The organism is Anaerocolumna sp. AGMB13020 (genome assembly GCF_033100115.1).
In the GTDB taxonomy this organism is placed as follows: domain Bacteria; phylum Bacillota; class Clostridia; order Lachnospirales; family Lachnospiraceae; genus Anaerocolumna.
Window position 1 is genome coordinate 4,994,698 of the sequence record NZ_CP136910.1, and the last position, 26,589, is coordinate 5,021,286.

The 26,589-nt window shown below is 39.2% G+C and carries 20 protein-coding genes; 15 read left to right on the top strand and 5 right to left on the bottom strand.

Features of this window, described 5'->3' with window-relative positions:
- Window positions 1–135: 135 nt before the first annotated feature.
- Window positions 136–1,152 carry a LacI family DNA-binding transcriptional regulator gene (locus R2R35_RS21060; protein ID WP_317731833.1) on the bottom strand — a complete coding sequence of 339 codons (1,017 nt, stop codon included), beginning with the start codon at window positions 1,150–1,152 and terminating at the stop codon, window positions 136–138.
- A 595-nt stretch (window positions 1,153–1,747) separates the two neighbouring features.
- On the opposite strand from R2R35_RS21060, the gene pgmB reads away from it, so the two are divergent.
- From pgmB to R2R35_RS21125, 13 genes are all read left to right on the top strand, one after another.
- The gene (gene pgmB, locus R2R35_RS21065; RefSeq protein ID WP_317731834.1) at window positions 1,748–2,398 is read left to right on the top strand and encodes a beta-phosphoglucomutase; all 651 of its coding nucleotides are present in this window, start codon (window positions 1,748–1,750) and stop codon (window positions 2,396–2,398) included.
- A gap of 225 nt (window positions 2,399–2,623) precedes the next feature.
- Window positions 2,624–4,186 (top strand): glycosyl hydrolase family 28 protein, encoded by a 1,563-nt coding sequence (locus R2R35_RS21070; RefSeq protein WP_317731835.1) that lies wholly within the window; start codon window positions 2,624–2,626, stop codon window positions 4,184–4,186.
- A 37-nt stretch (window positions 4,187–4,223) separates the two neighbouring features.
- Entirely contained in the window at window positions 4,224–4,847 is a 624-nt protein-coding gene (locus R2R35_RS21075; protein ID WP_317731836.1) for a discoidin domain-containing protein, read from the top strand.
- Window positions 4,848–5,395: 548 nt separating this feature from the next.
- Window positions 5,396–7,693, top strand: coding sequence for a heavy metal translocating P-type ATPase (locus R2R35_RS21080; RefSeq protein WP_317731837.1), 2,298 nt, complete (start codon window positions 5,396–5,398; stop codon window positions 7,691–7,693).
- Window positions 7,694–7,810: 117 nt separating this feature from the next.
- On the top strand, window positions 7,811–8,041 hold the full coding sequence (locus R2R35_RS24780; protein ID WP_317731838.1) for a heavy-metal-associated domain-containing protein: 231 nt from the start codon (window positions 7,811–7,813) through the stop codon (window positions 8,039–8,041).
- Between the two features lie 13 nt (window positions 8,042–8,054).
- The gene (locus tag R2R35_RS21090; protein ID WP_317731839.1) at window positions 8,055–8,327 is read left to right on the top strand and encodes a metal-sensing transcriptional repressor; all 273 of its coding nucleotides are present in this window, start codon (window positions 8,055–8,057) and stop codon (window positions 8,325–8,327) included.
- 536 nt (window positions 8,328–8,863) lie between these two features.
- Window positions 8,864–10,159, top strand: a complete 1,296-nt coding sequence (locus R2R35_RS21095; RefSeq protein WP_317731840.1) for an LCP family protein — start codon at window positions 8,864–8,866, stop codon at window positions 10,157–10,159.
- Window positions 10,160–10,347: 188 nt separating this feature from the next.
- Window positions 10,348–10,683 carry a DUF1653 domain-containing protein gene (locus R2R35_RS21100; protein ID WP_317731841.1) on the top strand — a complete coding sequence of 112 codons (336 nt, stop codon included), beginning with the start codon at window positions 10,348–10,350 and terminating at the stop codon, window positions 10,681–10,683.
- A 289-nt stretch (window positions 10,684–10,972) separates the two neighbouring features.
- Window positions 10,973–12,286, top strand: a complete 1,314-nt coding sequence (locus R2R35_RS21105; protein WP_317731842.1) for a S8 family peptidase — start codon at window positions 10,973–10,975, stop codon at window positions 12,284–12,286.
- A 210-nt stretch (window positions 12,287–12,496) separates the two neighbouring features.
- Complete coding sequence (locus R2R35_RS21110) at window positions 12,497–13,207, top strand: ABC transporter ATP-binding protein (protein WP_317731843.1); 711 nt, start codon at window positions 12,497–12,499, stop codon at window positions 13,205–13,207.
- Between the two features lie 13 nt (window positions 13,208–13,220).
- On the top strand, window positions 13,221–14,825 hold the full coding sequence (locus R2R35_RS21115; RefSeq protein WP_317731844.1) for a hypothetical protein: 1,605 nt from the start codon (window positions 13,221–13,223) through the stop codon (window positions 14,823–14,825).
- 111 nt (window positions 14,826–14,936) lie between these two features.
- On the top strand, window positions 14,937–15,221 hold the full coding sequence (locus R2R35_RS21120; protein WP_317731845.1) for an autorepressor SdpR family transcription factor: 285 nt from the start codon (window positions 14,937–14,939) through the stop codon (window positions 15,219–15,221).
- Window positions 15,214–15,849, top strand: a complete 636-nt coding sequence (locus R2R35_RS21125; RefSeq protein WP_317731846.1) for an SdpI family protein — start codon at window positions 15,214–15,216, stop codon at window positions 15,847–15,849. Before R2R35_RS21120 ends, R2R35_RS21125 begins: the two co-directional genes overlap by 8 nt.
- A 350-nt stretch (window positions 15,850–16,199) precedes the next feature.
- Here R2R35_RS21125 and argH read toward each other — a convergent pair whose 3' ends face one another.
- Together argH and R2R35_RS21135 are read right to left on the bottom strand one after the other, a co-directional pair.
- The gene (argH, locus tag R2R35_RS21130) at window positions 16,200–17,579 is read right to left on the bottom strand and encodes an argininosuccinate lyase (RefSeq protein WP_317731847.1); all 1,380 of its coding nucleotides are present in this window, start codon (window positions 17,577–17,579) and stop codon (window positions 16,200–16,202) included.
- A 266-nt stretch (window positions 17,580–17,845) separates the two neighbouring features.
- Window positions 17,846–19,354: a carboxypeptidase M32 gene (locus tag R2R35_RS21135; RefSeq protein WP_317731848.1), complete on the bottom strand. Its 1,509-nt coding sequence runs from the start codon at window positions 19,352–19,354 to the stop codon at window positions 17,846–17,848.
- Between the two features lie 213 nt (window positions 19,355–19,567).
- On the opposite strand from R2R35_RS21135, the gene eno reads away from it, so the two are divergent.
- Window positions 19,568–20,875: a phosphopyruvate hydratase gene (eno, locus tag R2R35_RS21140; RefSeq protein ID WP_317731849.1), complete on the top strand. Its 1,308-nt coding sequence runs from the start codon at window positions 19,568–19,570 to the stop codon at window positions 20,873–20,875.
- A 103-nt stretch (window positions 20,876–20,978) separates the two neighbouring features.
- On the opposite strand, the gene R2R35_RS21145 is transcribed toward eno, so the two are convergent.
- Both R2R35_RS21145 and R2R35_RS21150 read right to left on the bottom strand, forming a co-directional pair.
- Window positions 20,979–21,182 carry a hypothetical protein gene (locus R2R35_RS21145; RefSeq protein WP_317731850.1) on the bottom strand — a complete coding sequence of 68 codons (204 nt, stop codon included), beginning with the start codon at window positions 21,180–21,182 and terminating at the stop codon, window positions 20,979–20,981.
- A 108-nt stretch (window positions 21,183–21,290) separates the two neighbouring features.
- Entirely contained in the window at window positions 21,291–24,092 is a 2,802-nt protein-coding gene (locus R2R35_RS21150; protein WP_317731851.1) for a cation-translocating P-type ATPase, read from the bottom strand.
- A gap of 609 nt (window positions 24,093–24,701) precedes the next feature.
- Here R2R35_RS21150 and R2R35_RS21155 point away from each other — a divergent pair.
- Window positions 24,702–26,462, top strand: a complete 1,761-nt coding sequence (locus R2R35_RS21155; RefSeq protein ID WP_317731852.1) for an ABC transporter ATP-binding protein — start codon at window positions 24,702–24,704, stop codon at window positions 26,460–26,462.
- Window positions 26,463–26,589: the final 127 nt, after the last annotated feature.

Sequence of the window (26,589 nt, forward strand, 5' to 3'; positions counted from 1 at the left end):
TGATAGTGTTTATTATTTTATATTCATTGATGAGGGAAGAGTTTAGTTAGAGGCGCTTTTATACTTCAAAGCTGGAAGGTAAAGAAAATTTAAAGAGTCAAATTAAGGGGATGCGTTTAGAACATCCCCTTCTGATTAATTATAGAGTGATTTGACGCTCTCCCGTTCTACCAGATGAATTGGAAGAATCACTTCATTGTTAGGGAGAGGTTTGTTATCAAGCTTATCCATAAGGAAATAAACTGCCAGCTTACCTTTTAAAGGTGCATCCTGATGGATGGTCGTAAGCATTGGTGATGTCAGCTGGCACAGATTGATATCATCAAAACCCATTACAGATATATCGTCAGGAATCATTTTACCCGCTTGTCTGAGACCTGCCATAATACCGGCAGCTAAAATATCCGCAGTTGCAAAAACCGCTGTGATGTCTTTTCTGAGAGCAAGCTGCTTACCAAGTTCAACCGTGGTAGCAGTATCAAGTTCCTGTTCAAAGATAAGGTTTTTACGAAAAGGAATGGAAGCTTCCTTTAGCGCTTCTTTATAACCCAGAAAACGTTCGTACACAACACCTTTCTCTTTGATAGTAGGAGAAGCAAAAGCAATGTCTTTGTGGCCTTTGTCAATGAGGTACCTGGTGGCAGTATAGCCTCCATCATAATCTTCAAGACCTACGTTGCAAATGTTAGGATGTGATACATAACTGTCTATTAGAACAACGGGTATCTTAAGACTGGTTAATGCCTCGAAAAATTCATCCTGAAATACACCGGTACAAAAGAGCCCGTCCACATTCCAGTTATGTAGAAAATTCATCAGGTCTGAGGTGGTTTCCACGGTACGAAGCATTAAATAATAACCGTTTTCTCTCAGGGTTTTTTCGATGGAACCGATAAAGGCGGAATGAAAAGGGTCTTCTACGATACTTTCTTTTTTATTCGAAGTCAGGTGGCTGATCATTCCGATAACTTTAGAAGAGCTGGACACCAGTGCGCGAGCAGACATATTCGGAACATAACCTAGCTTATCTATGGCTTCGTTTATAAGGGTAATAGTTTCAGCTGATACACGTCCCGTCTTTCCGTGAATTACATTGGAGACAGTGGTACAGCTTACCCCAACGGCCTGTGCAATATCTTTAATCGTGGTCATTTTCATGTTCCTTTCTATCACAAGTTTAATGTTAAACCAAAGTACAAACAGTTTAACATACCTGACCGGAAATGTACAGATTAAATAAATTGCATACCTTTCACGCCTGCTGCCAGGGAAAAAGCATATTAGTCAGAGTGCAGGCTGTAATTAGTTAGTTCATAATCCTGAAGGAAGTAATATAGAAAAATCTTTGAAAGTAGAAAAACTGAGAACAAGAATTTTTTAGAAGAAAGAATTTTTTAGAAGAAAGAATTTTTTAGAAGAAAGAGTTTTTTAGAAGAAAGAATTTTTTAGAAGAAAGAATTTTTTAGAAGAAAGAGTTTTTTAGAAGAAAGAGTTTTTTAGAAGAAAGAGTTTTTTAGAAGAAAGAATTTTTAGAAGAAAGAATTTTTTAGAAGAAAGAGTTTTTTAAGAAAGAGTTTTTATGAAAGATTTTCTGAGAAGAAAGAACTTCTGAGAAGTTAGTAATATAAAGAAGCGGAATTAGAAAGAAATTAAAATGTGAATAGCTCATAATGAGGGGAAAACAAATAGCTTTCAGAGAACAGGTATACATCTTATAAATACAAAAGGAAAATAAGGAGATAAAACTATGATAAGAGGAGTAATTTTTGATTTGGATGGAGTATTGGTATCAACGGATGAACTTCATTTTGAAGCCTGGAAGATGCTTGCTGTCGAGCTTGGTATCGATAAATTTACCAGAGAAGATAATAAGAAGCAAAAGGGTGTCAGCAGAATGGAATCCCTGGAGGTAGTATTAAGCAAGGGCAGTAAGATCTACAGTCAGGAAATGAAAGAAGAGTTTGCAGAGAGAAAGAATAATTACTACAAGAAATTGCTAGAGGAACTGGATGAAAGAGCAATCCTTCCGGGCGTGACGGAATGCCTTCGGATGCTTAAAAGCAATGGAAACCTTATTGGTATAGGTTCTGTAAGTAAAAACGCTCCACTTATACTTGAGAAAACCGGACTAATAAAATACATAGACAAGGTAAGCTGCGGGCTAGATATTACAAGGTCCAAACCTGATCCCGAAGTTTTTGAAGTAGCCGCTAATAAACTGGGACTCAAATATGAGGACTGTCTGGTAGTTGAGGATTCCCTGGCAGGTATCGTAGCCGGTAAGGCAGCCCATATGAAGACTCTTGGAGTGGGAAGTGAATATGAGCTGTTACGGGCAGATTACGAAGCAACAGGTCTTGATGCGGAGATAGATTGGAAAGCAATTCTTGAGGCTTAATTGAATGCTGGATTATGTGAATTATGGAAAAGCTTAATAAAACATAAAACTCGGCAAGGTAAAAACCTGGCAAACGAAATAGTTTATAAATTAATAGCTAAATAAACTTAACAGGCCAAAAATAGAGAAGGGTAAGCTAAAAGAAAATCTAAGAAAAGGTGCCACACATAATCTTTTGGCGAAAATTTGTGGCAGGGAGAGAGAATCTTCCTTAGGGGTGTCCAGATGGATAAGAAGAAAGGAATAGCTCTGGTACAATGGTTAGTAATTTTTGTTTTGGTTATTACAGCCGGAGTGGCAGGAAAAAACTTAAGAGACAGAAGTCTAGAGGTCAGTAGGATGATGAATTACGAGAATACAAAGCTGGTGCTTTATGAGGGGCCTGAATCCTTAAAAGATGCAACCGCTAAAGACCTGGTCAGTGCCAGCGAAAAGGAGAGAAATTATGCACTGCTGCATTGTACGGATACAGAGGTAAAGGTTAATGGCAATGACTGTTACGTATATGACACCAATGTGAATCATTCCAGAAAATGGTATCAGAATTATATGCCGCCCCAGTCCAGAACACCTATCACATATTTTGATTTTGAAGGTGTCGTTGAAATACAGGTCAGTCTTAAAGCCATGGAGTTGCAATCAGCAAAAATAAGTCCTTTAAGCAGTAATATAACACCTGTGGTAAACAAGCAGGAAGGAACGGTTACCTTCTCTGTGACAGAACCGGGCAATTATACTGTTACATATAATGACTCACCGGAACGTGCACTTCATATCTTTGCCAATCCCATAGATACAGAAGCTCCTACGGAGAGTACGGATACCATCAAGTACATAGGACCAGGGGAATGGAATATAGAAAATATCATCTTAGAGGATAACCAGACGTTATATCTGGCAGGAGGTGCAGTTGTACATGGCATTATCAATGCCAATTACGCAAAGAATGTCAAGGTAGCCGGCAGAGGTATCTTAGACGGCTCCGGTTTTGAGGGCTGGATGGGAAAGACGGCTTATGTGCCATTAAAATTCGATAACTGTGATGGTGTAACCCTTAAAGATATCATTGTCTTGAATCCCAATGCCTGGGTTTGTTCTGCAAAAAGTTCTACCAATGGAATTATCGATGGCATAAGAATCATATCTTCAAGACCAAACGGAGATGGAATAACACTGCAGTCCTGTACCAATTACCAGGTATCCAATTGCTTTGTAAGAAGCTGGGATGATTCATTGGTTGTGAAGAATTATGAAGGAAGCTCCTCTGACATAACCTTTCAGAATATGCAGCTATGGACGGATTTTGCCCAGTCAATGGAAATTGGTTATGAGACCAACAAAGGACAGGTAGAAGGGGTATCCATTACCAATATCAAATTTGATGGTATTACCATTCTGAACAATTTCCATAAGCCTGTTATATCAGTACATAATGCAGACGATGCAGCAGTGAAAGCTGTTACCTTTCAGAATATAACCGTTGAAAATGCGCAGATGGGATCAGGAGATGGAGATGAGATGCCGTATCTCATAGATCTGCATATACCAAAGACCTCAAATTGGACGTCAACTAAAGAAAGAGGGGTAATAGAGGGAGTAACTATTGATAATGTCAAAGTGCTTTCCGGAAAATTCAGTCCTTCCAGAATAGAAGGTTATGATGAAAACCATAAGATCAGCAATATTTCCATTCATAATCTTGAAATCCTGGGAGAGAAAATACTCAATTTTGAACAGGGTAACTTTGAGATAGATACTGCTACTACAGAAAATTTGACAATTCGGTAAGAGGTTCATAAGAATCCAGAAAGGTATGGTTACTAAGATGAAGATTGTACGTCCTGTATTAATAGTTCTGTTATTGACAGTCAACATTTATCTGATTGGTTTTGCACCTGACAGTATAAAAGAGCCGTCAAAGGAATTATCACCGGAAAATATCACCGTAAGAAACACCATAGAACAGACTGAGAGTATGGAGCATCCGGAGTTTAAGAAAGCAGAATATACATTGGTGCTTCCAGAAGGCACCAATATAGCCCTGAAAAAGAAAGTAATTGCCAGCAGCTTTGCAGATGTGTATACGCCCAGAAAGACAACAGATGGGATCGCAGTAGGAGTATCTTATTGGGAAGGTAAACCGGATTACCCCAATTACCTTACAGTGGATTTGGAAAAGAAAGAGAAGTTTCAGGCAATCAGATTAGCGCTGAGCCCGATGGCAGTATGGGGGAAAAGAACACAGACCATAGCTGTCAATATCAGTAAGGATGGAGAGACTTTCACACCTTTGGCAGAAGCAAAGCAGTATACCTTTGATCCGGATTTGGGTAATGAAGCACAATTGTTCTTTGACAATGCAGAAGCCAGATACATACAGCTTGTTTTTACAGAAAATACAGGATCAGGCGGAGGCCAGCTGGCGGAATTTGAAATCTACCAGAAATAAAGCACAAAGGGATATAACCCGTTGTGTTTATAATTTTATTAGGAGTGGTGAGCTTTTGGCTGGCATCCAGAGGTATGGTATCCAGTTATATTGACTCCAGTAAAGTAAGCCTGAACTATCAAAAAATCAGCAGATAAAGACCAAAAGGCATAAGAAGTCCAATCCAGTGAATATTTTGCTCCTGACATTATGAAACAGATGAATAGCAGCTCAAGTAATCTGTTTTAGGATAAAGCAACAAAATCCAGAGAAAAGGACTTCTAGTGCCTTTTCACACGCATTCATGCTTTAGCTAAACTGCAATTACGGTAATTCTTAGAGAAACTGTATATTTTGCTAATGAGATTATTTCTCAGATAAGTACTTGACAGATGAAGAAGAATGATGTATTTTTATCCTGTAGACACCCCACGGGGGTGTGGTAGTGAAATTTATCCGGAATAAAATAAACTATAAAAGCCCAAGGTTTTTATATCATGCTTTGTGAGATTCCGGGAATAATAAAAAGAAAGGACATCGCAGCAACCTGCGACAGGAGAGGTTTTATTATGAGTCAAAAATTTACTGTTACGGGAATGACCTGTTCGGCCTGCTCAGCAGCAGTTGAGAAGAGTGTTAAGAATGTGCAGGGGGTAAGCTCTGTAGTTGTTAATCTTCTTGGTAACAGCATGCTGGTAGACTACGATAAGGAGGTCACCAACGAAAATACCATAATTCAGTCTGTCGAGAATGCGGGCTACCATGCTTCTCTGTATGTAAAAGGACAGGAGGCGGCAGGCACCGAGAAAACGGAGAACAGAGTGCAGTCAGAACTTAAGGAAATGAAATTTCGAATCATTGTTTCTGCAATCTTTCTGATTCCTTTGCTTTATATTGCAATGGGACATATGTTTAAGTTTCCTCTGCCAGGTTTTCTACATGGAGATAAGAATGCAGTAACCTTTGCATTTATACAGTTTCTGCTGACCCTGCCTATTCTGTACGTTAACCGGAAATATTTTCAGGTGGGCTTTAAGACGCTCTTTAAGGGACACCCCAATATGGACTCCCTCATTGCCATTGGCTCCGGTGCAGCGGTGGTATATGGAGTATTTGCTATATTTATGATTGGCTATGGCCTTGGACATATGGATATGGATGCCGTTATGAAATATTCCATGGACCTTTATTTTGAGTCAGCCGCAACCATCTTAACCCTTATAACCCTTGGTAAATTCCTTGAAGCAAGATCGAAAGGCAAGACCTCTGAGGCAATCAGTAAACTGATGGATTTGTCACCTAAGACAGCAATGGTCATAAGAAATGGGGAAGAGAAAGAAATTCCCATTGAAGAAGTAGTAATCGGCGATATCCTGGCTGTTCGTCCGGGACAGAGCGTACCTGTAGATGGTGTTATCACAGAAGGCAGTACAGCGATTGATCAGTCAGCCCTCACCGGTGAAAGTATACCCGTGGAAAAGCTTCCCGGCGATAAGGTTATCGGTGCTACCATAAACAAGACCGGCTTCTTTAAATTCCGGGCAGAAAAAGTTGGAAATGACACAACACTGGCGCAGATTATCCAGCTTGTGGAAGACGCTAATTCCTCAAAGGCACCCATTGCCAAACTGGCTGATAAAATCAGCGGAATCTTTGTTCCGGTAGTAATCAGTATTGCGGTTCTATCGACTATTATCTGGCTGTTAACGGGTGAATCCTTTGAATTTGCATTATCTATAGGTATTGCAGTATTGGTTATATCCTGCCCCTGTGCCCTTGGTCTTGCAACTCCCGTTGCTATCATGGTAGGAACCGGAAAAGGAGCCACTAACGGAATATTAATCAAATCAGCAGAAGCCCTGGAAATCGCACATAAGGTCAATACGGTAATCCTTGATAAGACCGGTACCATTACAGAAGGGAAACCAAGAGTTACAGATATAGTTACGGCAGCAGGAATTACAGAAGAAGAACTGCTACAGGCAGCAGCAGCCATTGAGAAGCCCTCAGAACATCCATTAGCAGAAGCTATCTTGGAAAAAGCCAAAGAAAAAGGCATTAAATACGAGGATGTCAATGAATTCAAAGCTGTATCTGGAAGAGGTATTCTGGCTAAAATAGGCGGTGAAAATTATTATTCCGGAAACCTTGCATTAATGAAGGAACAGGGAATTGATATTTCTAAGCTTGAACAGAAAGCAGATGCTTTTTCTGAAAATGGTAAAACACCTCTTTATTTTGCTAAGGAAAACACGCTTCTGGGAGTTATCGCAGTAGCGGATGTTGTGAAACCCACCAGTAAGGCAGCCATAGAGGAATTAAAAGCTCTGGGCATTGATGTTGTAATGCTTACCGGCGATAACAAGAAGACCGCTGAAGCAATCAGAAAACAGCTTCATATAGACCGTGTAGTTGCAGAGGTACTTCCTCAGGACAAAGAAAGTGAAGTCAGAAAGCTTCAGGAAAAAGGGAAAAAAGTAGCCATGATAGGTGATGGTATCAACGATGCTCCAGCCCTTGCAAGAGCGGACGTAGGTATTGCTATTGGTGCCGGTACAGATATTGCCATTGAATCAGCAGATATCGTATTAATGAAAAGTGATCTGCTGGATGCAGTTACTGCCATTGAGCTTAGTAAAGCAACTATTAAGAATATCAAAGAGAATCTATTCTGGGCATTTTTCTACAATACTATTGGCATACCATTGGCAGCAGGTGTATTTTATGGTATACTGGAGTGGAAACTAAATCCTATGTTTGCAGCAGCAGCTATGAGTTTAAGCTCCGTTTGTGTTGTGACCAATGCTTTAAGGCTTCGTTTCTTTAAGCCTAAGAGAAGAAAGATTGGTGAAAGGAATAACCCGTAAGCTTTGCATATAAATTATTACATCCAATTTTATCTGAAATAGTCAGAATTTAAAGAATAAGAAAGGTACACCGCCATTGGTCCGTATACCAATAGTAAGCGGCATAGGTATAAGAATATGAAAAAAGTTATGAAAATTGAAGGTATGTCCTGTGGTCATTGTCAGGCAAGAGTAGAGAAGGCATTAGGTGCCATTAACGGAGTAAATGCTAAAGTTAATCTTGGAAAGAAAGAAGCCGTAATTGAATTTTCTTCCGATATCAGCGATGATGTATTTATCAATGCGGTAACAGAAGCAGGATATGAAGTAGTATCCGTAGCTGAGAAAAAAGGACTTTTTGGCAGATAAGAAAGAGGTTGTTATGAAAGCTGATAAAGATAAGATTACACGTCTGTTAAAAACTGCCAGGGGGCAGATAGACGGCCTTTTAAAGATGGTGGATGACGACAGATATTGTATAGATATCTCAAACCAGCTGTCGGCTACCCAAGCTATCTTGCAAAAGGTTAACAATGAAATCATCCAATCCCATTTAAAGAGCTGCGTCAAAGACAGCTTTGACACAGGCTCGGAAGAAGATAAGGATGAAAAAATCGAGGAAATCGTAAAATTACTGGATAAACTATCAAAATAGAAGATATTATTAATACTGTAAATAACAGGGCCATTCAATAGGATTATTCTATATTGAATGACCCTGATTCTCTGAAAAAAATATGTTTTAATCAGTTACTCACAATAAGATTTCCGTATCAGGTGGTATAATTCTTATCTGTCAAATATCGGTGTTATCATTTGCTCACTCCAGATCATAAGTTTTATTAGACGAGCTAGTTTTTTTGATTTTCAAGTACAGGCAATGTGGATAAATTGAAGCATGAATTCTTCTATTTATCCACATTGCCGTCCCTTGTTAAATAAAAATTTTCTTTTACAATTCTATTATTATTTAACATTAATTTTCTTGCATGATTCTTAAGGAAACAACAAATTATAAGGAATATAATACGTATTCATTAAGTTATTCTTAAATTTAAAAAATCCATTTTCTTTTTACAAAAAGCTGTGATATAATTGTTCGAGATTTACAAAAAACTTAACTAATCTAAATATTCCGTTTTCAGTTCATCGAAAACAGAATATCATTATGTTTCATACAGGAGTGTAGGGATGGATAATCAGGAGAAAGCCGACGATCAGGGGAAAAAGATTACTGCAAATAACAATTGGGATAATTATTCCGGGGGGCTGAACACTGCGGCCAGTTATAATGAGGAAGATGATTTTATGCAGGAAATAAAAGATTCTTTGGCACAGCAGATCAGTACGGAGATGGAGGATAACGATACGGATACTACAAATAATATAACGAAAAAAGGAAAATTTCCAAAGGGACTTAAGATATTTGCAATAGTGTTTTCAACCATTATGTTAGCACTGTTATTATTGGTACTGACACCGGGAGGACAAAAGCTTTTATTTACGATTGCAGGTAATTATATATATAATAAGCTGGATTACGAAGATATTAACCAACCAGTGGACAATAATACGAATACCAATGTAGTACCTACACAAGCTCCGATCAAAGTAGAAAAAGACGTTATAAATATTCTTCTTATTGGTGTAGAGGAGATCGGTGGTGCTTCTAATACAGATTCCTTGATGATTGCTTCCATGAATACAAAAGATAAATCTGTAAAACTTACCTCTATCATGAGAGATTTATATGTTGAGATACCGGGACATGATAATAATAAGATCAATGCCACTTATGCAATTGGTGGAATGGAGCTTTTATATCAGACGATCAGCAGAGATTTCGGAATTGACATTGACGGCTATGTAAAAGTCAACTTTGAAGCTTTCGAGAAAATAGTTGATCTGGTTGGCGGAGTTGATGTAACCCTTACTTCGAAGGAGGCATATTACCTTAACACTACCAATTACATTTCTAATCCTGCATATCGTAATGTCCATGAAGGAACGCAGACGATGAACGGTAATCAGGCGCTTGGTTACTGCAGAGTTCGTAAGGTATCAACAGGTACAGAAAATAATGACTTTGGAAGAACACAAAGGCAAAGAGCAGTCCTTAATAGTATTTTTGATAAAGTAAAAAATATGGATGTATTTAGTCTGGTAGGTTTAATGGATAAGTTTCTGACACAAGTTGATATCGACACGGATATAACAAATTCAGAATTTAATAATTATTTGCAATTAGGTGTCAGCTTAAAGTTAAAAGAACTTGAGAATTATAGAATACCTTCCGATGGTAATTACGGCTCTCAGCGTGTTCAGATTGGTAAATATAATGTGGATGTATTGGTTCCTACAGATTGGGAAGCAACCAGAGCAGAAATCCATGAGTTCATCTATGGAAGTGACAGCAGTGATACTGCAGATAACAGCACTACCGGGACCGGTGATGCCAATTCAGTGGAAGCTACCCCTACAGAATAATAAATAATAATATTATATTAGTGTCATGGAAATACCGTTGTAACGTTTCTGAGAATGAAAGGTTATGACGGTATTTTTCAATCAAAATTTAGGTTATTGAATTATTACAGAGACTTGTAATAAAAGGTTTATCAAAGCTTAAGAAAAGAGTGTGCTGGCTGTAATAACAGAACAAACGGAGGGATTATATGAGCATAACAGGTATATACAGACATTTTAAAGGCAACTATTATGAGGTTTTGGGAGAGGCAATTAATGATTCCAAGGAAACACTTGTATTCTACAGGCAAATGTATGAGCCATTTGGCTTTTGGCTGCGACCGAAGGATATGTTCTTTGAGAAGAAAGATACCGAACAAGGGAAAGTAGAGAGATTTATAAAAATAGGTGAGAGTTCGGAAAATATTATGGGTAAGATTGATGTAAGGAGTTTAAGGATAAGACACTCTGAAAAGGAGGAAATATATCAAATCCGCAGTTGGAAGGAGGAGGATGGGAGCTTTGAAGTAAGTAAAATAGAGTGAGAGAAAAGAACGGTGCTTAAATTTACCGCCATATTGAATAATTTCGTGATTATTATATAGTAAAACCGAAACAGTTACATAGAGTGGCAGAAAAAATAAATACAATTGTATTTATATGGAATATGCTAACGAAATCTGCAATACGATTTTGTTTGACTATCGGAATAAATGCAATTAAAATCATAGTCGAAGACAAGTTCTTCCGGTTTGGCGCTAACTGCATCTTTACTTAATCGATTAAGTCTTTTTAAGAGGGAATTATAAATAATTATTGAAAGGAGAGTTGTAGATGTTTCATAACAAAATAATTAAATTGTTCAGTACGGTAGGGCTCATATTCGTATTTGTCCTAACTGCGCTGTTTGGTATCAAGAACTCCGCTAAGGCAGACAGTTTGTGGAGTGACATCTATAGTCCCAGCAATTATGAGAATCCTTATGCTAAAGACAGGATCATTGTTGCATTAAAGAAGGGCGCCGACTACATGGTAATGCAGGAGAAAGAGGGATTGACTTTCGAGCGTAATTTATCCTCTGAGGACAGCCAATATGAAATTGTTCTGTATTCTGTCAAGGATAAGTCTGCTGAAGGTGTAATTGAAGCAATTAATGCAGTAAGGAGTGATTCTTCTGTTGTTTACGCAGAGCCGGATTACTATGTGACCGCAATAGGAACAGTTCCTAACGACCCTGGTTATTCCAAACTCTATGGAATGACGAAAATCAGTGCTCCTACTGCATGGGATACCCACACAGGGGCAAAAAATGTTGTGGTTGGTGTCATCGATTCCGGTGTTCAGTACACACATCCGGATCTTGCTTCTAATATATGGGTAAATCCTGGTGAAATCGCAGGAAATGGAATAGATGATGACAACAATGGATATGTGGATGATGTATATGGTTGGAATTTTGTAAATAACAATAACAATCCATTAGATGATAATGGACATGGAACACATGTAGCAGGGACCATCGGCGCTGTTGGTAATAACGGAACTGGTGTTGTTGGCGTTACATGGAACACACAGATTGCTGCCTTAAAGTTCCTTGATTCAACCGGTGGCGGTTATACCTCTGATGCCATTTTGGCAATCAATTATGCAAAGAAAATGGGATTTGCTATCCTGAATAACAGTTGGGGCGGCGGCGGTTACAGCTCAAGTCTGAAAAGTGCAATTGATGCTTACAGCGGTTTGTTTGTAGCAGCTGCAGGTAATACTGGTACCAATAATGACAGTACTGCTTCTTATCCTGCAAGCTATACTTCAGCTAATATCATTGCAGTAGCGGCTACTACCAGTACAGATGCCAGAGCAAGCTACAGTAATTACGGAAAGACAAGCGTTGACTTAGGTGCACCGGGAGATGCTATCTATAGTACCTATATGGGAAGCAGCTATGCAACCCTTAATGGCACTTCAATGGCGACTCCCCATGTTGCAGGAGCAGCTGCATTGCTCAAATCTTATAAAACATCGCTTACCACAGCACAGCTAAAAGCAGCTATTTTAAATAATGTAGATGCTGTTACCAGCTTGAAGAATCTTACAGTGACGGGTGGAAGATTAAACGTTGCTAAGAGTTTAGCATCCGTTAAGTAACTGCTGTTATCAATTTATGAAGAAAAATCCGGCAAGAATTTGCCGGATTTTTTTCGCTGATTTAAAAGAGATAAATAGGCACTGGACTATGATTTCAGATAAGTACATCAGTAGAAGATGCAGTTGACTTGGAGGAATATATAGTGTATGATGAAATAGATATTTAGATAATTATCTAAATATCTATTTTGTCTGAAAGGAGACAATAGTATGCTTCAGATTATTCATTTCAGTAAAAGCTATAATGGTGTCAAACAGGCAGTTGAGGATCTTACGCTTACGGTGAATTCCGGTGATATCTACGGTTTCATAGGGCATAACGGGGCAGGTAAAACAACAACACTTAAGGCTGTTTCAGGAATTCTAGACTTTGAAGGCGGAGATATCGTGATAGATGGTACATCTATCAAGAAGGATGCTTATACCTGTAAGAAAAAGATGGCATATATACCGGATAACCCGGATATTTACGAACACCTGACAGGAGAAGGTTATTTGAATTTCATAGGAGATATCTATGAAGTTCCTAAAGAATTACGAGTAAAGCGTATAGAAAAATATGGAGAGGCGTTTGAACTGTTACCGGTTTTAGGCGATTCCATCAGTTCGTATTCCCATGGTATGAAGCAAAAGCTGGTATTAATATCTGCATTCCTTCATAAACCTAAGCTACTGCTTTTAGATGAACCTTTTGTTGGATTGGACCCTAAAGCAGCTCATACCCTGAAAAAGCTTATGAAAGAGCTGTGTGAGGAAGGCAGTGCAATATTTTTTTCCACCCACGTTCTGGAAGTGGCTGAAAAACTGTGTAATAACATAGCAGTAATAAAAGGTGGAAAGCTAATAGCCAGTGGAAATACAGAAGAAGTAAAAGGAACTAACAGTCTAGAAGAGGTATTCCTTGAAATGACCAAGGAATAAGGGAGGACTTATTATGAAAGAATTTAAGATCTTAATAAGGCTTGTCTTAACGCAGTTCCCTAATGTCTTTGATTTGTCCTTTGCGAAAATAGGTAAAAATAAGAAAAATATAAGCAAAGCCTTTAAGTTCATAATACCAGTTGCATTCCTGCTATTATGCCTGTTTTCCTTTATATACAGTTATGGTGTGGGATTGGGATTACAAATGGCAGGAAGAGTTGAGATGCTTATGGAACTGGCGGCTTTAACAGCATCTGTAGCAATTTTCTTTACCAGCATATATAAGATCAGAGGTATACTTTTTGATTTTAAAGATTTTGATTTTGTTATGTCACTGCCGTTGAAATTTACTACGGTTGTACTCAGCAGATTACTTTTACTTTACTTAATAAATCTTCCGACAGCTCTGATAATAATGGGACCGGCAGGAGTTGCCTATTGTATGTTGACAGGATGGGATGGTATATCCTTATTCATGAATCTTGCGGGAGCACTTCTTTTACCATTCCTGCCAATTACCGGTGCAGCGGCAGTGGGTACGATAATCGCCTTTATTTCACAGGGATTTCGAAAGAGCAAGGTCATAAACATAATATTGATGTTTGCTGCACTCATTGGAATTATGGCTGCTTCTTTTTCTTTGAGTTCTGCAGGAAACAGATCTGCTCTGGCAGCCGCAGCTGGGAGCATAAGCAGTATTTATCCACCGGCAGATTTTTACGAGAAGGGAATATGGGAGAAGGACTTGGTATATTTGTTGTTGTTTCTGTTCGTATCACTTGGAAGCTTTCTCTTATTTCTTCTGGTATCCACAAAATACTTCCTGAGGTTGAATACACTGCTTCTTAAAAAGGCACCGTCCAGAGGTTATAAAACCGGTAAGATCAAAGGAGGAACACCCTTTCAAGCTTTGTTTATAAAGGAACTTAAGAGATATTTTGCATCTGTTAATTATGTTCTGAATACCGGTTTCGGACCGGTGTTGCTGACGGTTATGTGTATTGTACAGCTGTTTTTAAAACCAGAGCAGTTGGATGGATTCCTTGGTATGGATGGAGCTCTTGATTATCTTAGACATTTTCTTCCTCAGTTTATGGCATTTTGCATTGCTATGACATGTATCAGTGCAAGCTCCCTATCACTTGAAGGAAAGAATTTATGGCTGATGAAATCCCTGCCGGTTACAGCAAAAACTATCTTTAACAGTAAGATAGCCTTAAATCTGGTTATGACGATACCTTTTTGTATGCTTGATGGAATATTGCTGGCAATTGGCTTGAAACTGGGAACATCAGAAGTTTTGGCACTGCTGATGCTGCCCATAGCCATAAGCTTTTATACCTCAGTAGCAGGCTTATATTTTAATCTGTTATTACCTAAGTTTGACTGGAGTACAGAAATTACTGTAATTAAGCAGAGCATAGCGGTTCTGGTAACTATGTTCACCGGAGGTGGTTTGCTGATGCTTCCTGTAGCTACCGCTTTTATTCTGCCTGACATAACCTCACTGACTGCAATTGGTATATCTTCGGTACTGATAGTTATCGTTACCGGAATTTTGTATGCCTCACTTCAGAAAACGGGTCAGAAGAAGCTCATGCTGTTAGGGAGTAACTAGACCTATGGTTCGTATAATTATTTGCAGAAGAAAAGGCTCTGGTATTCCTTGAGGAAAATGAACAAAAACAATAGACCAAGGATATGAAATGTATCGTGAAAAGAGGTTGTAATGAATAATGTGTTTAAAGCCCTGTCCGACTCTACCAGGCGGAAAATACTGGAGTTGCTGGCAAATAGGGATATGAATGCGGGAGAGATTGCAGATTATTTTAATATCAGCAAACCATCTATAAGCCATCATCTTACTATACTGAAAAATGCAGATCTGATAAGCGATGAGAGAAAGGGGCAAAATATAGTATACTCTCTGAATACAACGGTATTTCAGGATGTAGTAAGATGGTTTTTCGATATAACAAAGAGTAACGGAGAGGAAGAAAAGAGCAATGAGTAAAAAAGGGCAGTTACTATTATGGTTTATTACGCTGGTATCCTTTGCAGGAATTCTGGCAGTGTATCATAAACTTCCTGACAGGGTTCCGATTCATTGGAACAGCAGCTGGGAGGTAGACGGAACCTCTGATAAGAATAAGATGTTTCTAATCGGCGCTGTACCGGCACTTGCTAACGGTTTATTTTATGTACTTCCTATTATTGATCCAAGAAGAAAGAACTATGATGCTAAAACATATGGATTAATAAGAGCGGTTCTTGTTCTTCTGTTGGTTTTTTTATCCTGGGCAACAGTAGTCACCGCTTTGGATCTGGGAGTTAATGATAAATTGATGTTATCATTAATAATCGGTATAACCTTTATTGCAATGGGAAATTATCTGCCGAAGGTAAAGAGTAATTTTTTTGTTGGAATAAAAAACCCCTGGGCATTGTCTGATCCCGTTATCTGGAGAAAGACGCATAAGGTAGGCGGTTATTTCTTTTTTATAATTGGGTTATTCATGCTTCCAATGGGAGTAATAGACACTGCACTGTACAGTAACATTGTTATCTGGCTGCTGCTTACAGGCATTCTTGGAGTAAATATTTATTCTTATCTACTATACAGGAAGAATTTTGGTGCTTAGCAAGTTTATCTTACCTTAGTCATTTCTTGTAGTATATCGTTTGCTTGTAATAACTGGCTGTTTAACAGTGTATAAAATTTGCTCGGTTAGCAAAGAGTTATATGGAATAAACCGATTGAGAATAAAACAGAGGATACATAAAAAAGCAGTTGAAGGTATATTGTACTGTGACCCGTTAAGTTAGATTAAATCTAAGAAAGGTCAGTGCATGATATATACTTTCAAGTGCTTTTTTATTACAGCTATATCTATAAATTACTTTCTGCGGACTTTTTAGTTTTGTGCCCCTTGGGACTTAATGATACTGTATAATTCATAGTTATCTATAGCGTTGATATATAGTTACTTTTTTATTTAAGACTATTTAAGAAATTTTCATTGAGTAAGATAGCGTCCTTCATGGCTTCTGTACCCGGTGCACCTTTTGTGTTGCGCTTTTCTACACAGGTCTTTAAAGATATGGCATCATAGATATCGGCTTCAAACACAGGTGAAACAGCTTTGAACTCATCGAGGCTTAAATCATCCAGTGAAACATTTTTGTTTATGCAGTAGATAACCAATTGACCGATAATACCATGAGCATCGCGGAAAGGGACACCATGATTAACAAGATAATCAGCAGCATCTGTTGCATTGGTAAATCCGCCTTTGGCGCTGGAGACCATGTTATCCCGGTTAAAGATGGTAGTCTGCAGCATATCTGTGAACAGCTTTAAGCACCCCTTTACCGTATCAATTGCGTCAAAAGTCAGTTCCTTGTCCTCCTGCATGTCCTTGTTATAAGCAAGGGGAAGCCCTTTCATTGTAGTTAGCAGTGATATAAGACTTCCGTATACCCTTCCGGTCTTACCTCTTATAAGTTCGGCAATATCAGGATTTTTCTTCTGAGGCATTATGCTGCTCCCGGTGGAATAGGCATCGTCCAGCTCGATAAATTGATATTCATTGGAATTCCATAGAATGATTTCCTCACAGAAACGGCTTAGATGCATCATGATTATAGAGAAGGCACTTAAACTCTCAATCAGATAATCTCTGTCTGATACTGAGTCCATACTATTGTTCGTTGCACCGTTAAAACCAAGGAGTTCTGCGGTATATTCCCGGTCCAGAGGATAGGTGGTTCCTGCCAGTGCCCCCGCTCCTAAAGGGGAATAATTAAGGCGTTCGATTATATCTGTCAGCCGCAGGTAATCTCTTTTAAACATCTCAAAATATGCCCCGGCATGATGCGCTAAAGTAACCGGTTGGGCTTTCTGAAGATGAGTAAAACCAGGCATATAGGTGTCAAGGTGTTCTTTCATAAGCTTTAAAAGTACCTCTAAGAGTTCTTTTGTAAGTTCTTTGATTCTAAATAGTTCTTTCCTGGTGTATAACTTCATATCAAGGGCAACCTGATCATTACGGCTTCTGCCAGTATGGAGTTTTTTACCGATATCGCCGGTACGCTCAATAAGAATTGATTCCACGAAGCTGTGAATATCTTCTTTTGATTCATCAAAAAGTAGTTTACCCTCGTTTATTTCAAACTTTATATGCTCTAATTCTTTTATTATAGTAATCTTTTCCTGTTCGCTCAGGATGCCCTGTTTGGCCAGCATGGTTACATGGGCTATACTGCCTTCTATGTCTTCTTGATAGAACTTGCAGTCAAAGGAGAGGGATGCATTGAAATTATGGACTAATTCATTGGTTTCTTTTGTAAAACGTCCGCCCCAGAGTTTCATGGTAGTACCTCGTTCTTTCTTTTATTGTTGTGAATGCTGATAAATTTAATTAATTATACAATAAATATTATAAATATACAAGTATCATTCGCGTATCACTGTCTTTATATAGCTTTAACTGCGGGAATACTGTTTATGGTGTTATAGAGTGAAAGACAGGCTCAAAATAGAATGAAGGAGTGCAGCGTACATTTTAACTTGTACAGCAGCACTCCAGCATCTGATAAACTATTTGGCCTATTGCAGTAATTAACAATAAGTAATTTTTAATCTAATTGATACAGCTTCGTATATTTATCAGTAAGATATGCAACAAAATAATCAGCATTTAAGTCTTCCTGCATCATATCAGTCAGAAGCTCAGAGGTATTCTTTGTAGCTCCGTACTTGTGGATGTGTTCCTTTAAGAAATCAAGAATAGGCTTTAGGTTTCCAAGGCGTAAGGTTTCTTCTACAGGAAGCTCCTTTTCCATATGACTGTATATCTGGGCAGAGATGGCACTGCCTAATGCATAGGAAGGGAAGTAGCCGAAGCTTCCGCCAGCCCAGTGGATATCCTGAAGAATTCCTTCTCCGTCATTAGAAGGTTCTATTCCTAAGTATTCCTTGTATTTTTTATTCCAGATCCCAGGTAACTCATCGACGGATAGATCTTCTTCAAATATCATTTTTTCAATCTCATAACGGATGATTACATGCAAGGAATAGGATAATTCATCTGCTTCTGTACGAATAAGGCCTGTTTCACTTTTATTGATTCCAGCTATGAACTGGTCTAAGGATACATCCTTTAATTGCACAGGAAAGGTCTCTTGTAATTTGGGATATACAGGAGTCCAGAAGGCTTTGCTTCTTCCCAGCATATTTTCAAAGAAGCGGGACTGAGATTCATGAATACCCATGGAACTGCCGCCGCCTACGGGAGTTAAGGAAATATCATCTGCTATGTTCATTTCATAAATACCATGTCCGCTTTCATGGATAACGGAAAAAATGGAACTCTCAAGGTTATTGGAATGAATATGGGTGGTTATGCGGACATCTTTATTGTGAAGGTTTGTGGTAAAGGGATGTGCACTTTCTGCAAGAACTCCCCTTGAATAATCATAACCTACATAAGCGCTGATGAATCTGGCGAACTCTAACTGTTTCTCTTTATCGAACTCCTTATAATTATAGGATTTATCAATAAGGTCTTTTTTCTCTTCAACCTTTTTCATAAGAGGCACTAAGGAATCTTTTATCTTATTGAAAAAGATATCCAGCTTATCCATGGAAAAGCCCTCTTCATAGTCGTTAAGCAGGATATCATAGAGTTTTTCATCACCTTTTTTACGATAAGAAGCAAATTTTTTCTGATATTTGATAATTTCACCCAGTGTGGGAGCAAATTCCTCAAAAGCTTTATTTTTCTTAGCCTTTGACCAGATTCCGGGAGCCATGGCGGTAAGCTCGCTATAGGCTCTGAATTCTTCCGGAGGAATGGATTCCATCTGTTCATAGGATTTTTTCAGATTTTTAACGATTGCTTTCTGATTGAAGTCAAGGTTACTCCATTCAGCTTCTTCTGAGAGATCCTTCAGCAGATCTTTCACTTCATCATTTATAAGGGCTTTGAAGTATTCAGTGGATATAACACCAATTGCTTTTGAAGTATTCTCTGCGGCACTTTCCGGTGCCAGAGTTTCATTATCCCACTCAAATAAGGTAAGGGCCTGACGAAAGGCCATTTGTTTCTCAATATATAAGTTTAATTTATCATATGCCTGACTCATAATAACATCTCCTTTAATGATTAATATTTTCCAGTATAACATAATTATTATTTTGTTCAACTGGTATTCTGTATAAAACATATAAGAAAGGGATAATCTGGAATAGACGGCACCGATTTCGTATATCATATGATTACCGCGCAAAATAAAATATATTCAGGTGCGAAAAAGTAGTAAAAACAAGATTCAATATATATTGGAAAGGAGTTATTTATGAAGAAGCATTTTGAGATTGAGAAAGTAATAGGAAGGGAAATACTGGATTCCAGAGGAAATCCTACAGTAGAAGTCGAGGTGCTCTTAGCAGATGGAAGCCTTGGCAGAGCAGCAGTACCCTCAGGAGCCTCTACAGGAGCATTTGAAGCCGTAGAACTTAGGGATAACGACAAAAAGAGATACTTAGGCAACGGTGTAAAAAAAGCAGTGGACAATGTAAATAAAGTCATAGCAAAAGAAATCACAGGTCTGAATGCCCTTAATCAGGTTGAGATCGACCGTAAGATGATTGAAGCAGACGGTACAGACAATAAGGGGAAATTAGGTGCTAATGCTATTCTTGGTGCTTCCCTGGCAACAGCCAAAGCGGCTGCCCAGTCCTTGCATCTCCCTCTCTACCAGTACATCGGCGGTGTCAATGCCAAGGTGCTGCCGGTCCCCATGATGAATATTATCAATGGAGGAAAGCATGCGGATTCCAGTTTAAATATACAGGAATTTATGATTATGCCTATCGGTGCAAAATGTTTCTCAGAGGGACTTGAGTGGAGCACAACAGTGTTTCACACCTTGAAGAAATTATTAAAGAGCCAGGGCTTTGTCACCGCAGTAGGAGATGAAGGCGGGTTCGCACCGAAGTTCGGTAGTGATGAAGAGGCCCTTAATTATATTGTAAGAGCGATAGGGGAAGCCGGTTATGAGTCTGGGAAGGATTTCTGTATCGCCATGGATGTTGCTTCTACCGAGATGTACGAAGAAGCGAAAAAGGCAGGCCGGGAAGGAGAGTACCTCTTCTGGAAAGCAGGTGAATATAAAAGTGTTGATACCATGATCGATTATTTGGAGGACCTATGTAACAGATATCCTATAATGTCCATTGAAGATGGTCTGGCAGAAGAAGATTTTAATGGCTGGGAGAAGCTGACGAAAAGACTTGGAAGCCGTATACAGCTGGTTGGTGATGATCTGTTCGTTACCAATACCAAAAGAATTGAAAAAGGTATCGACAGAAATATCTCCAATTCTGTTCTAATTAAATTCAATCAGATCGGAACCTTAACAGAAACACTGGAGGCCATTGAAATGGCCAAGAATAACAAATGGACCGCAATCGTATCCCATCGTTCCGGTGAAACAGAAGATGTTACCCTTGCAGATATCGCAGTGGCAACCAATGCCGGACAGATTAAGACAGGAGCACCATCAAGAAGTGACAGGGTCGCCAAATATAACAGGCTGTTAAGAATAGAGGAACAGTTAGGTGATATTAGTGTATATCCCGGAAAGAAGTGCTTTCAGATATAAATAGAATAAGAGAGGCTGTTGCAATTTAACCAATGTAGCGTTAAGAAGTTTCTTTCCGCTTTACATTTATATGCAACAGCCTCTCTTTTTATTGGTAGAATCATTACTTTAAGGGAACAGAGTAAACTTGACTTACATTACAGCGAAACCCCTTGATTATGTTACCGCTCACTAGCTTATGTGCATCCCTGGGGCATAGATCTACATCCATGGTATAAATGAGATGGTCGTAGATGGTGCTGATAAATAGCATACTGTCATCATAGGGAGCAAGATCTCTTCTTTTACGCAATTCGTATGCATCCATAATTATCACCCTTCTTATCTTAAGAAATAATGGTATACTTCCTTCATTTAATGACATTATAACTGTTCATCCTACAATTTTCAATCACCCTGTGTAATATTTACTACCTTATTTTCTTCCCTTTTGGATTTCTACCACAACAATTGGAAGAAATGACAGTACCAGTACCAGAGACCACTGTGCCGGTGTCAAAGGCACTACTTTAAAAATATCAGCCAGAGGTTTTACTGAAATAACAATTACCTGCAGGAAAGTACAGATAAAGAAAGAGAGCAGCAGTTTCATATTGGAGAACAGACCTATCTTCGTAAGGGAATGTTCACTTCTCATGTTAAAGGAATGGAACAGCTGTGACAGACTTAATACTGCAAAGGCCATGGTTCTTCCGACATAAGGAGTTGTCATTGCTGCTAATTCAACGGTTTTAGTTCCTTTTACGACCCCTCCTGGGAGGTTAGCGCTGTCAAAGAAACGAATACCGATAATAAATGCAAGAAGCGCCAGAGTACCGATTAAGATACCTTCTGTTATGATCTTAAAGGCCAAACCATCTGAGAACATACCTTTATCTGGCGGTATTGGTTTCTTCTTCATAATATCCTTATCCGCAGGCTCTACTCCAAGTGATATTGCCGGCAGTGAATCTGTTACCAGGTTAACCCACAGCAGCTGAACAGCCACTAAAGGAGAAGGGAGGCCAAAGAGAATAGCGGCAAAAATGGTAAGGATTTCACCAACGTTACAGGAAAGGAGAAAATGAACGGATTTCTTGATATTATCATAAATTCCTCTGCCTTCCTTCACCGCAGAGACAATAGTAGCAAAGTTATCATCGGTCAGAATCATATCTGCTGCATTTTTTGCAACATCTGTACCGGAGATGCCCATGGCACAGCCTATATCAGCTGCTTTTAAGGCTGGAGCATCATTGACTCCATCACCGGTCATGGCAACTACTTCACCCCTTGCCTGGAAAGCCTTAACGATTCGAACCTTATGTTCTGGTGAAACTCTGGCAAAAACCCGGTAATCTGTGATTTTTTCGATTAATTCGTCCTGGGACAATCTGGAAAGCTCTGCTCCTGTCATAGCACCTGACTGAAAGGCAGAGGGAGAGGTAGAAAGCTTTCCGGTAAATTCTGCAGCTCTTAATTTGGGAAGAGGTGCCTCTTTTGATAATATACCAAGATCTTTTGCAATGGCACAGGCAGTGCTGACATGATCTCCGGTTATCATTACAGGAGTTATGCCTGCCAGCTGACAGGTATAAACTGCATCCCTGACCTCCGGTCTTGGTGGATCGATCATTCCAATCAGGCCTGCAAAGGTAAGACCCTGCTCTAAGTTTTGCTGCTTATTTTTCCCTGATATACTGTAGGTTTTCAGCTTTTCAGGCAGGGAGCTGCCGGCGGGATAATCTTTGTAGGCTACAGCGATTACGCGTAAAGCCTTACCAGTCATACTCTCATTAAGGCGTATCAGCTGATCCTTTAATACCTGTGTCAGGGGAAGTTCTTTTCCTTTATCCACATTGCTGCACTCGGAAAGAAGGATATCAAAGGCACCTTTAGTAATCTGCCTGTAACCTCCGTCAGGCATTTTATGTACAGTCGTCATCTGCTTTCTGACTGAGTCAAAAGGGATTTCAAAAACTCTCGGATGAGTGAGATCCAACTGAGCTTTTATAAGTCCTGTTTGGTGGGCTGCCATTACCAGGGCATTTTCTGTAGGTTCTCCGGTTACAGATACAGACTGCTGCTTTCCTTTTCCGGTTATCTGTAAGATGGTATCATTACAGAGGCTTGCCAGGGTCAGCAGCTGCTTGCCGCCAGGGCTATCCGGCATTTCTTTTCCTTTTGAAGTGCAGATTTCGGTTACAGTCATCTTATTCTGGGTAAGGGTACCTGTCTTATCAGAACAAATTACGGTAGCGCTGCCCAAAGTCTCCACTGCAGGAAGCTTACGGATAACTGCATTTTTCCTTGCCATACGCTGCACACCCAGGGATAACATGATGGTTACGATTGCAGGCAGGCCTTCCGGGATTGCGGCAACCGCAAGGCTAACGGAGGTCATAAACATCTCAAATACCGGCCGGCTCTTTAAGATTCCGATAAAGAATATAATAATACAAATAACCAGTGCGGCAATGCCAAGGGTCTTTCCCGTTGAAGCGAGTCTTTTCTGAAGGGGGGTCAGAGGCGTTTCATCCTCCATAATAAGCTTTGCAATATGTCCGACCTCTGTATGCATACCGGTTGCCGTAACCACTGCGGTACCTCTTCCGTATGTAATAATACCTGTTGAGGCGACCATGTTAATGCGCTCAGCCGGCAAAATATCTTCTTTTAGAAGTACCTCTGCATCTTTTTCAATAGGATGGGATTCTCCGGTAAGAGAAGCTTCATCAATTTTCAGATTTACGGAGGTTAAAAGCCTTGCATCTGCCGGAACAAAATGACCAGTTTCGAGATATATAAGATCACCGGGAACCAGTTCCTTGGCATCCACACTTTCAAGAAGGTCATCTCGCATAACTAGTGCTGTAGGTGCGGACATTTTTTGGAGAGCTTCCAGAGATTTTTCTGCTTTACTTTCCTGTAAAACCCCCAGTATGGCATTTAAGGTGATAATAAAAATGATGATTGCCGGTTCTACGAAATCCAGTTCACCATGCAGTAAGGATACAAAAAAAGAAATCAGAGCGGCAAAAATCAAGGTTAAGATCATAAAATCCTTGAACTGGCTGATGAAGCGAAAGAACAGAGGCTTTTTCTTCTTTGCTTCAAGAACATTAAGGCCATATTTTTTTTGTCTTTTCAAAGCTTCTTTTTTTGACAGTCCTGAAAGTCCAGAGTCCAATTCCCGCAGGACCGCTTCTTTTGTAATACTGTGCCAATTGGTCGTCATTTTTTAACACCTATTGCATATCCCGAATTATGGACATGGGGATTTTGCTCCTTTCTCAATTACTTCTATAAGCTGATTTCATTCCATTCAAAGCTTCCATCTGAGTACTTTAATACTTGCAGAATCAAAGGGGGAGAAGGAGGCAGAGAGATCAAAAGATGATATACAGCTTATTTATACTCTGTGTCAAGTTAATTATATGATAAGCTTCTTACTTTTATTTCTATGGAAAAAACTGTTTGTGCTAAAGGGAATTCATAGAGGTGAGTAAAGGAAGATGGAATTGATATCCAGCGATAGAGCAGTAAGTGAATCAATTGCAACTAGATAAATTAGTTGTACTAATAAATAAATACATTTCATGCTTTTATATGATAAATCTAGGTATTTCTATTAACATTAAGATAAAAGAATGGTATAATTTAGTTTATGTTTGTTTAAAAGCAATCATTAGTTGGCAGAATATTAGAACTACGATAAGGTAGTTTCTGCATAATATGCTGTATAAGCCAATTTAAGGTGTGTCTGAAAATTCATTGTAACGTTCTGATTGCCCCGATTCCCGGCATTCAAACACACCATAGCGAGAACAAAGAAATGAGGTAGTATATGGGAAATATCAAACATTTTTTCAGGCCGTACAAAAAGCTTCTCATAATAGGACCTGCTTTTAAATTAATGGAAGCAATCTTAGAGCTGCTTCTTCCTTTTTTTATGTCCAAGGTTATTGATGTGGGTCTTAAGAACGGAGATAAAGCTTATGTATGGAAAATGGGCATGATCATGCTCATAACTGCAATAGTCGGAGTAGTCTGTGCTCTTATCTGTCAGTACAGTGCGTCGTTAGTGTCCCAGGGTATGGGTACTGATATAAGAAATGCTTTATTTAAGCATATGGAAACACTTTCAGGAAAGGAACAGGACAAATTCGGAACCTCTTCTTTGGTAAATCGTATAACCAATGATGTAAACCAGATTCAGCTGGCAGTGGCAATGTTCATACGACTGGTAATCCGAGCACCCTTTTTGTGCATCGGCGGGCTTATAATGTCCTTTGTACTGGATGTCAGCTTGTCCCTTATCTTACTTATTGTAATACCAGTGTTCATACTGATTCTGTATTATACCATGAAAAGATCAATACCTTTATATGGAAACGTACAGAAGAAACTGGATGAGATATCTTTGAAATTAAGGGAGAATTTAAGCGGCGTCAGAGTAATCAGAGCTTTTGCCAGAAAAGACAGAGAGAAAGAACGCTTTGACAGGATTAACAATGAATATGCCGTTAATGCCGTTAAAGTAGGAAAAATATCAGCCATGCTGAATCCACTGACAAGTGTTGTACTTAATTTTGCCATTGTGGCCATCATATGGGCAGGAGCGGTAAGGGTAAATAACGGGCTAATGGAAACCGGTGAGGTAATTGCAATTGTAGGTTATGTAACACAGATATTAGCTGCAATGATTGTTATCTCCAATCTGGTTGTAATCTTTACAAAAGCCTATGCCAGTGCAGGAAGAATTAATGAGGTTCTTGGAACACAGACCAGTATTACAAATCCTGAAAAGAGTCAGGAGCTGGTCGTTGATGAAAGGATACCGGCAGTTGAATTTAATTCAGTATTTTTTGCATATAAAGAGAACCCGGATAATATAAAAGATACAAGCAGTTATGCGCTTTCAGATATATCCTTCCGCATTATGAAAGGGGAATCCTTTGGTATCATCGGAGGTACCGGTTCCGGTAAATCTACGGTAATCAACCTCATACCGAGATTTTATGATAATCAGAAGGGCAGCGTTAAAGTTTTCGGCAAAGAAGTTAAGAACTATAATCTTAAAAAATTACGGGAGATTATCGGTCTGGTGCCGCAAAAATCAGTATTAATAACTGGAACGATAGCGGATAACCTGCGCTGGGGCAAGGAGAATGCTCCCTATGAAGAACTTAAGAAGGCAGCTGAAATTGCCCAGGCAGAGGAATTCATCAACAAACTTCCGGAAGGGTATGATACTCCCATCAGAAGAGGAGGAGTAAATGTCTCGGGCGGACAAAGACAGAGACTTGCCATAGCCAGAGCGCTGGTAAAGAAACCGGAAATATTAATATTAGACGATAGTTTCAGTGCATTGGATTATGCCACGGATGCGGCTCTTCGAAAAGCCCTGAAGGAAAAAGCAAAAAATACCACCGTAATCATTATATCCCAACGAGCGAGCACTCTAAGAAATTGTGATTCCATACTGGTACTTAACGAAGGAGAAACTGTGGGGCTGGGAACTCATGAAGAACTGCTGAGAACCTGTGAAGTATATCAGGAAATCTGTCGCTCCCAGGAAGTGGCAGGGGTTAATGAGACCGCATGACCTCGTACCGAAAAATCTGATTATTTGCAGGGGCAGTACCTGCCTCCCGGCAGAGGTGGTAGGTATTGGTAGGAAAAAACAATTCACAGGGAACTTTGCACCGGTGGTCCAAAGTTAACCGGCTGTG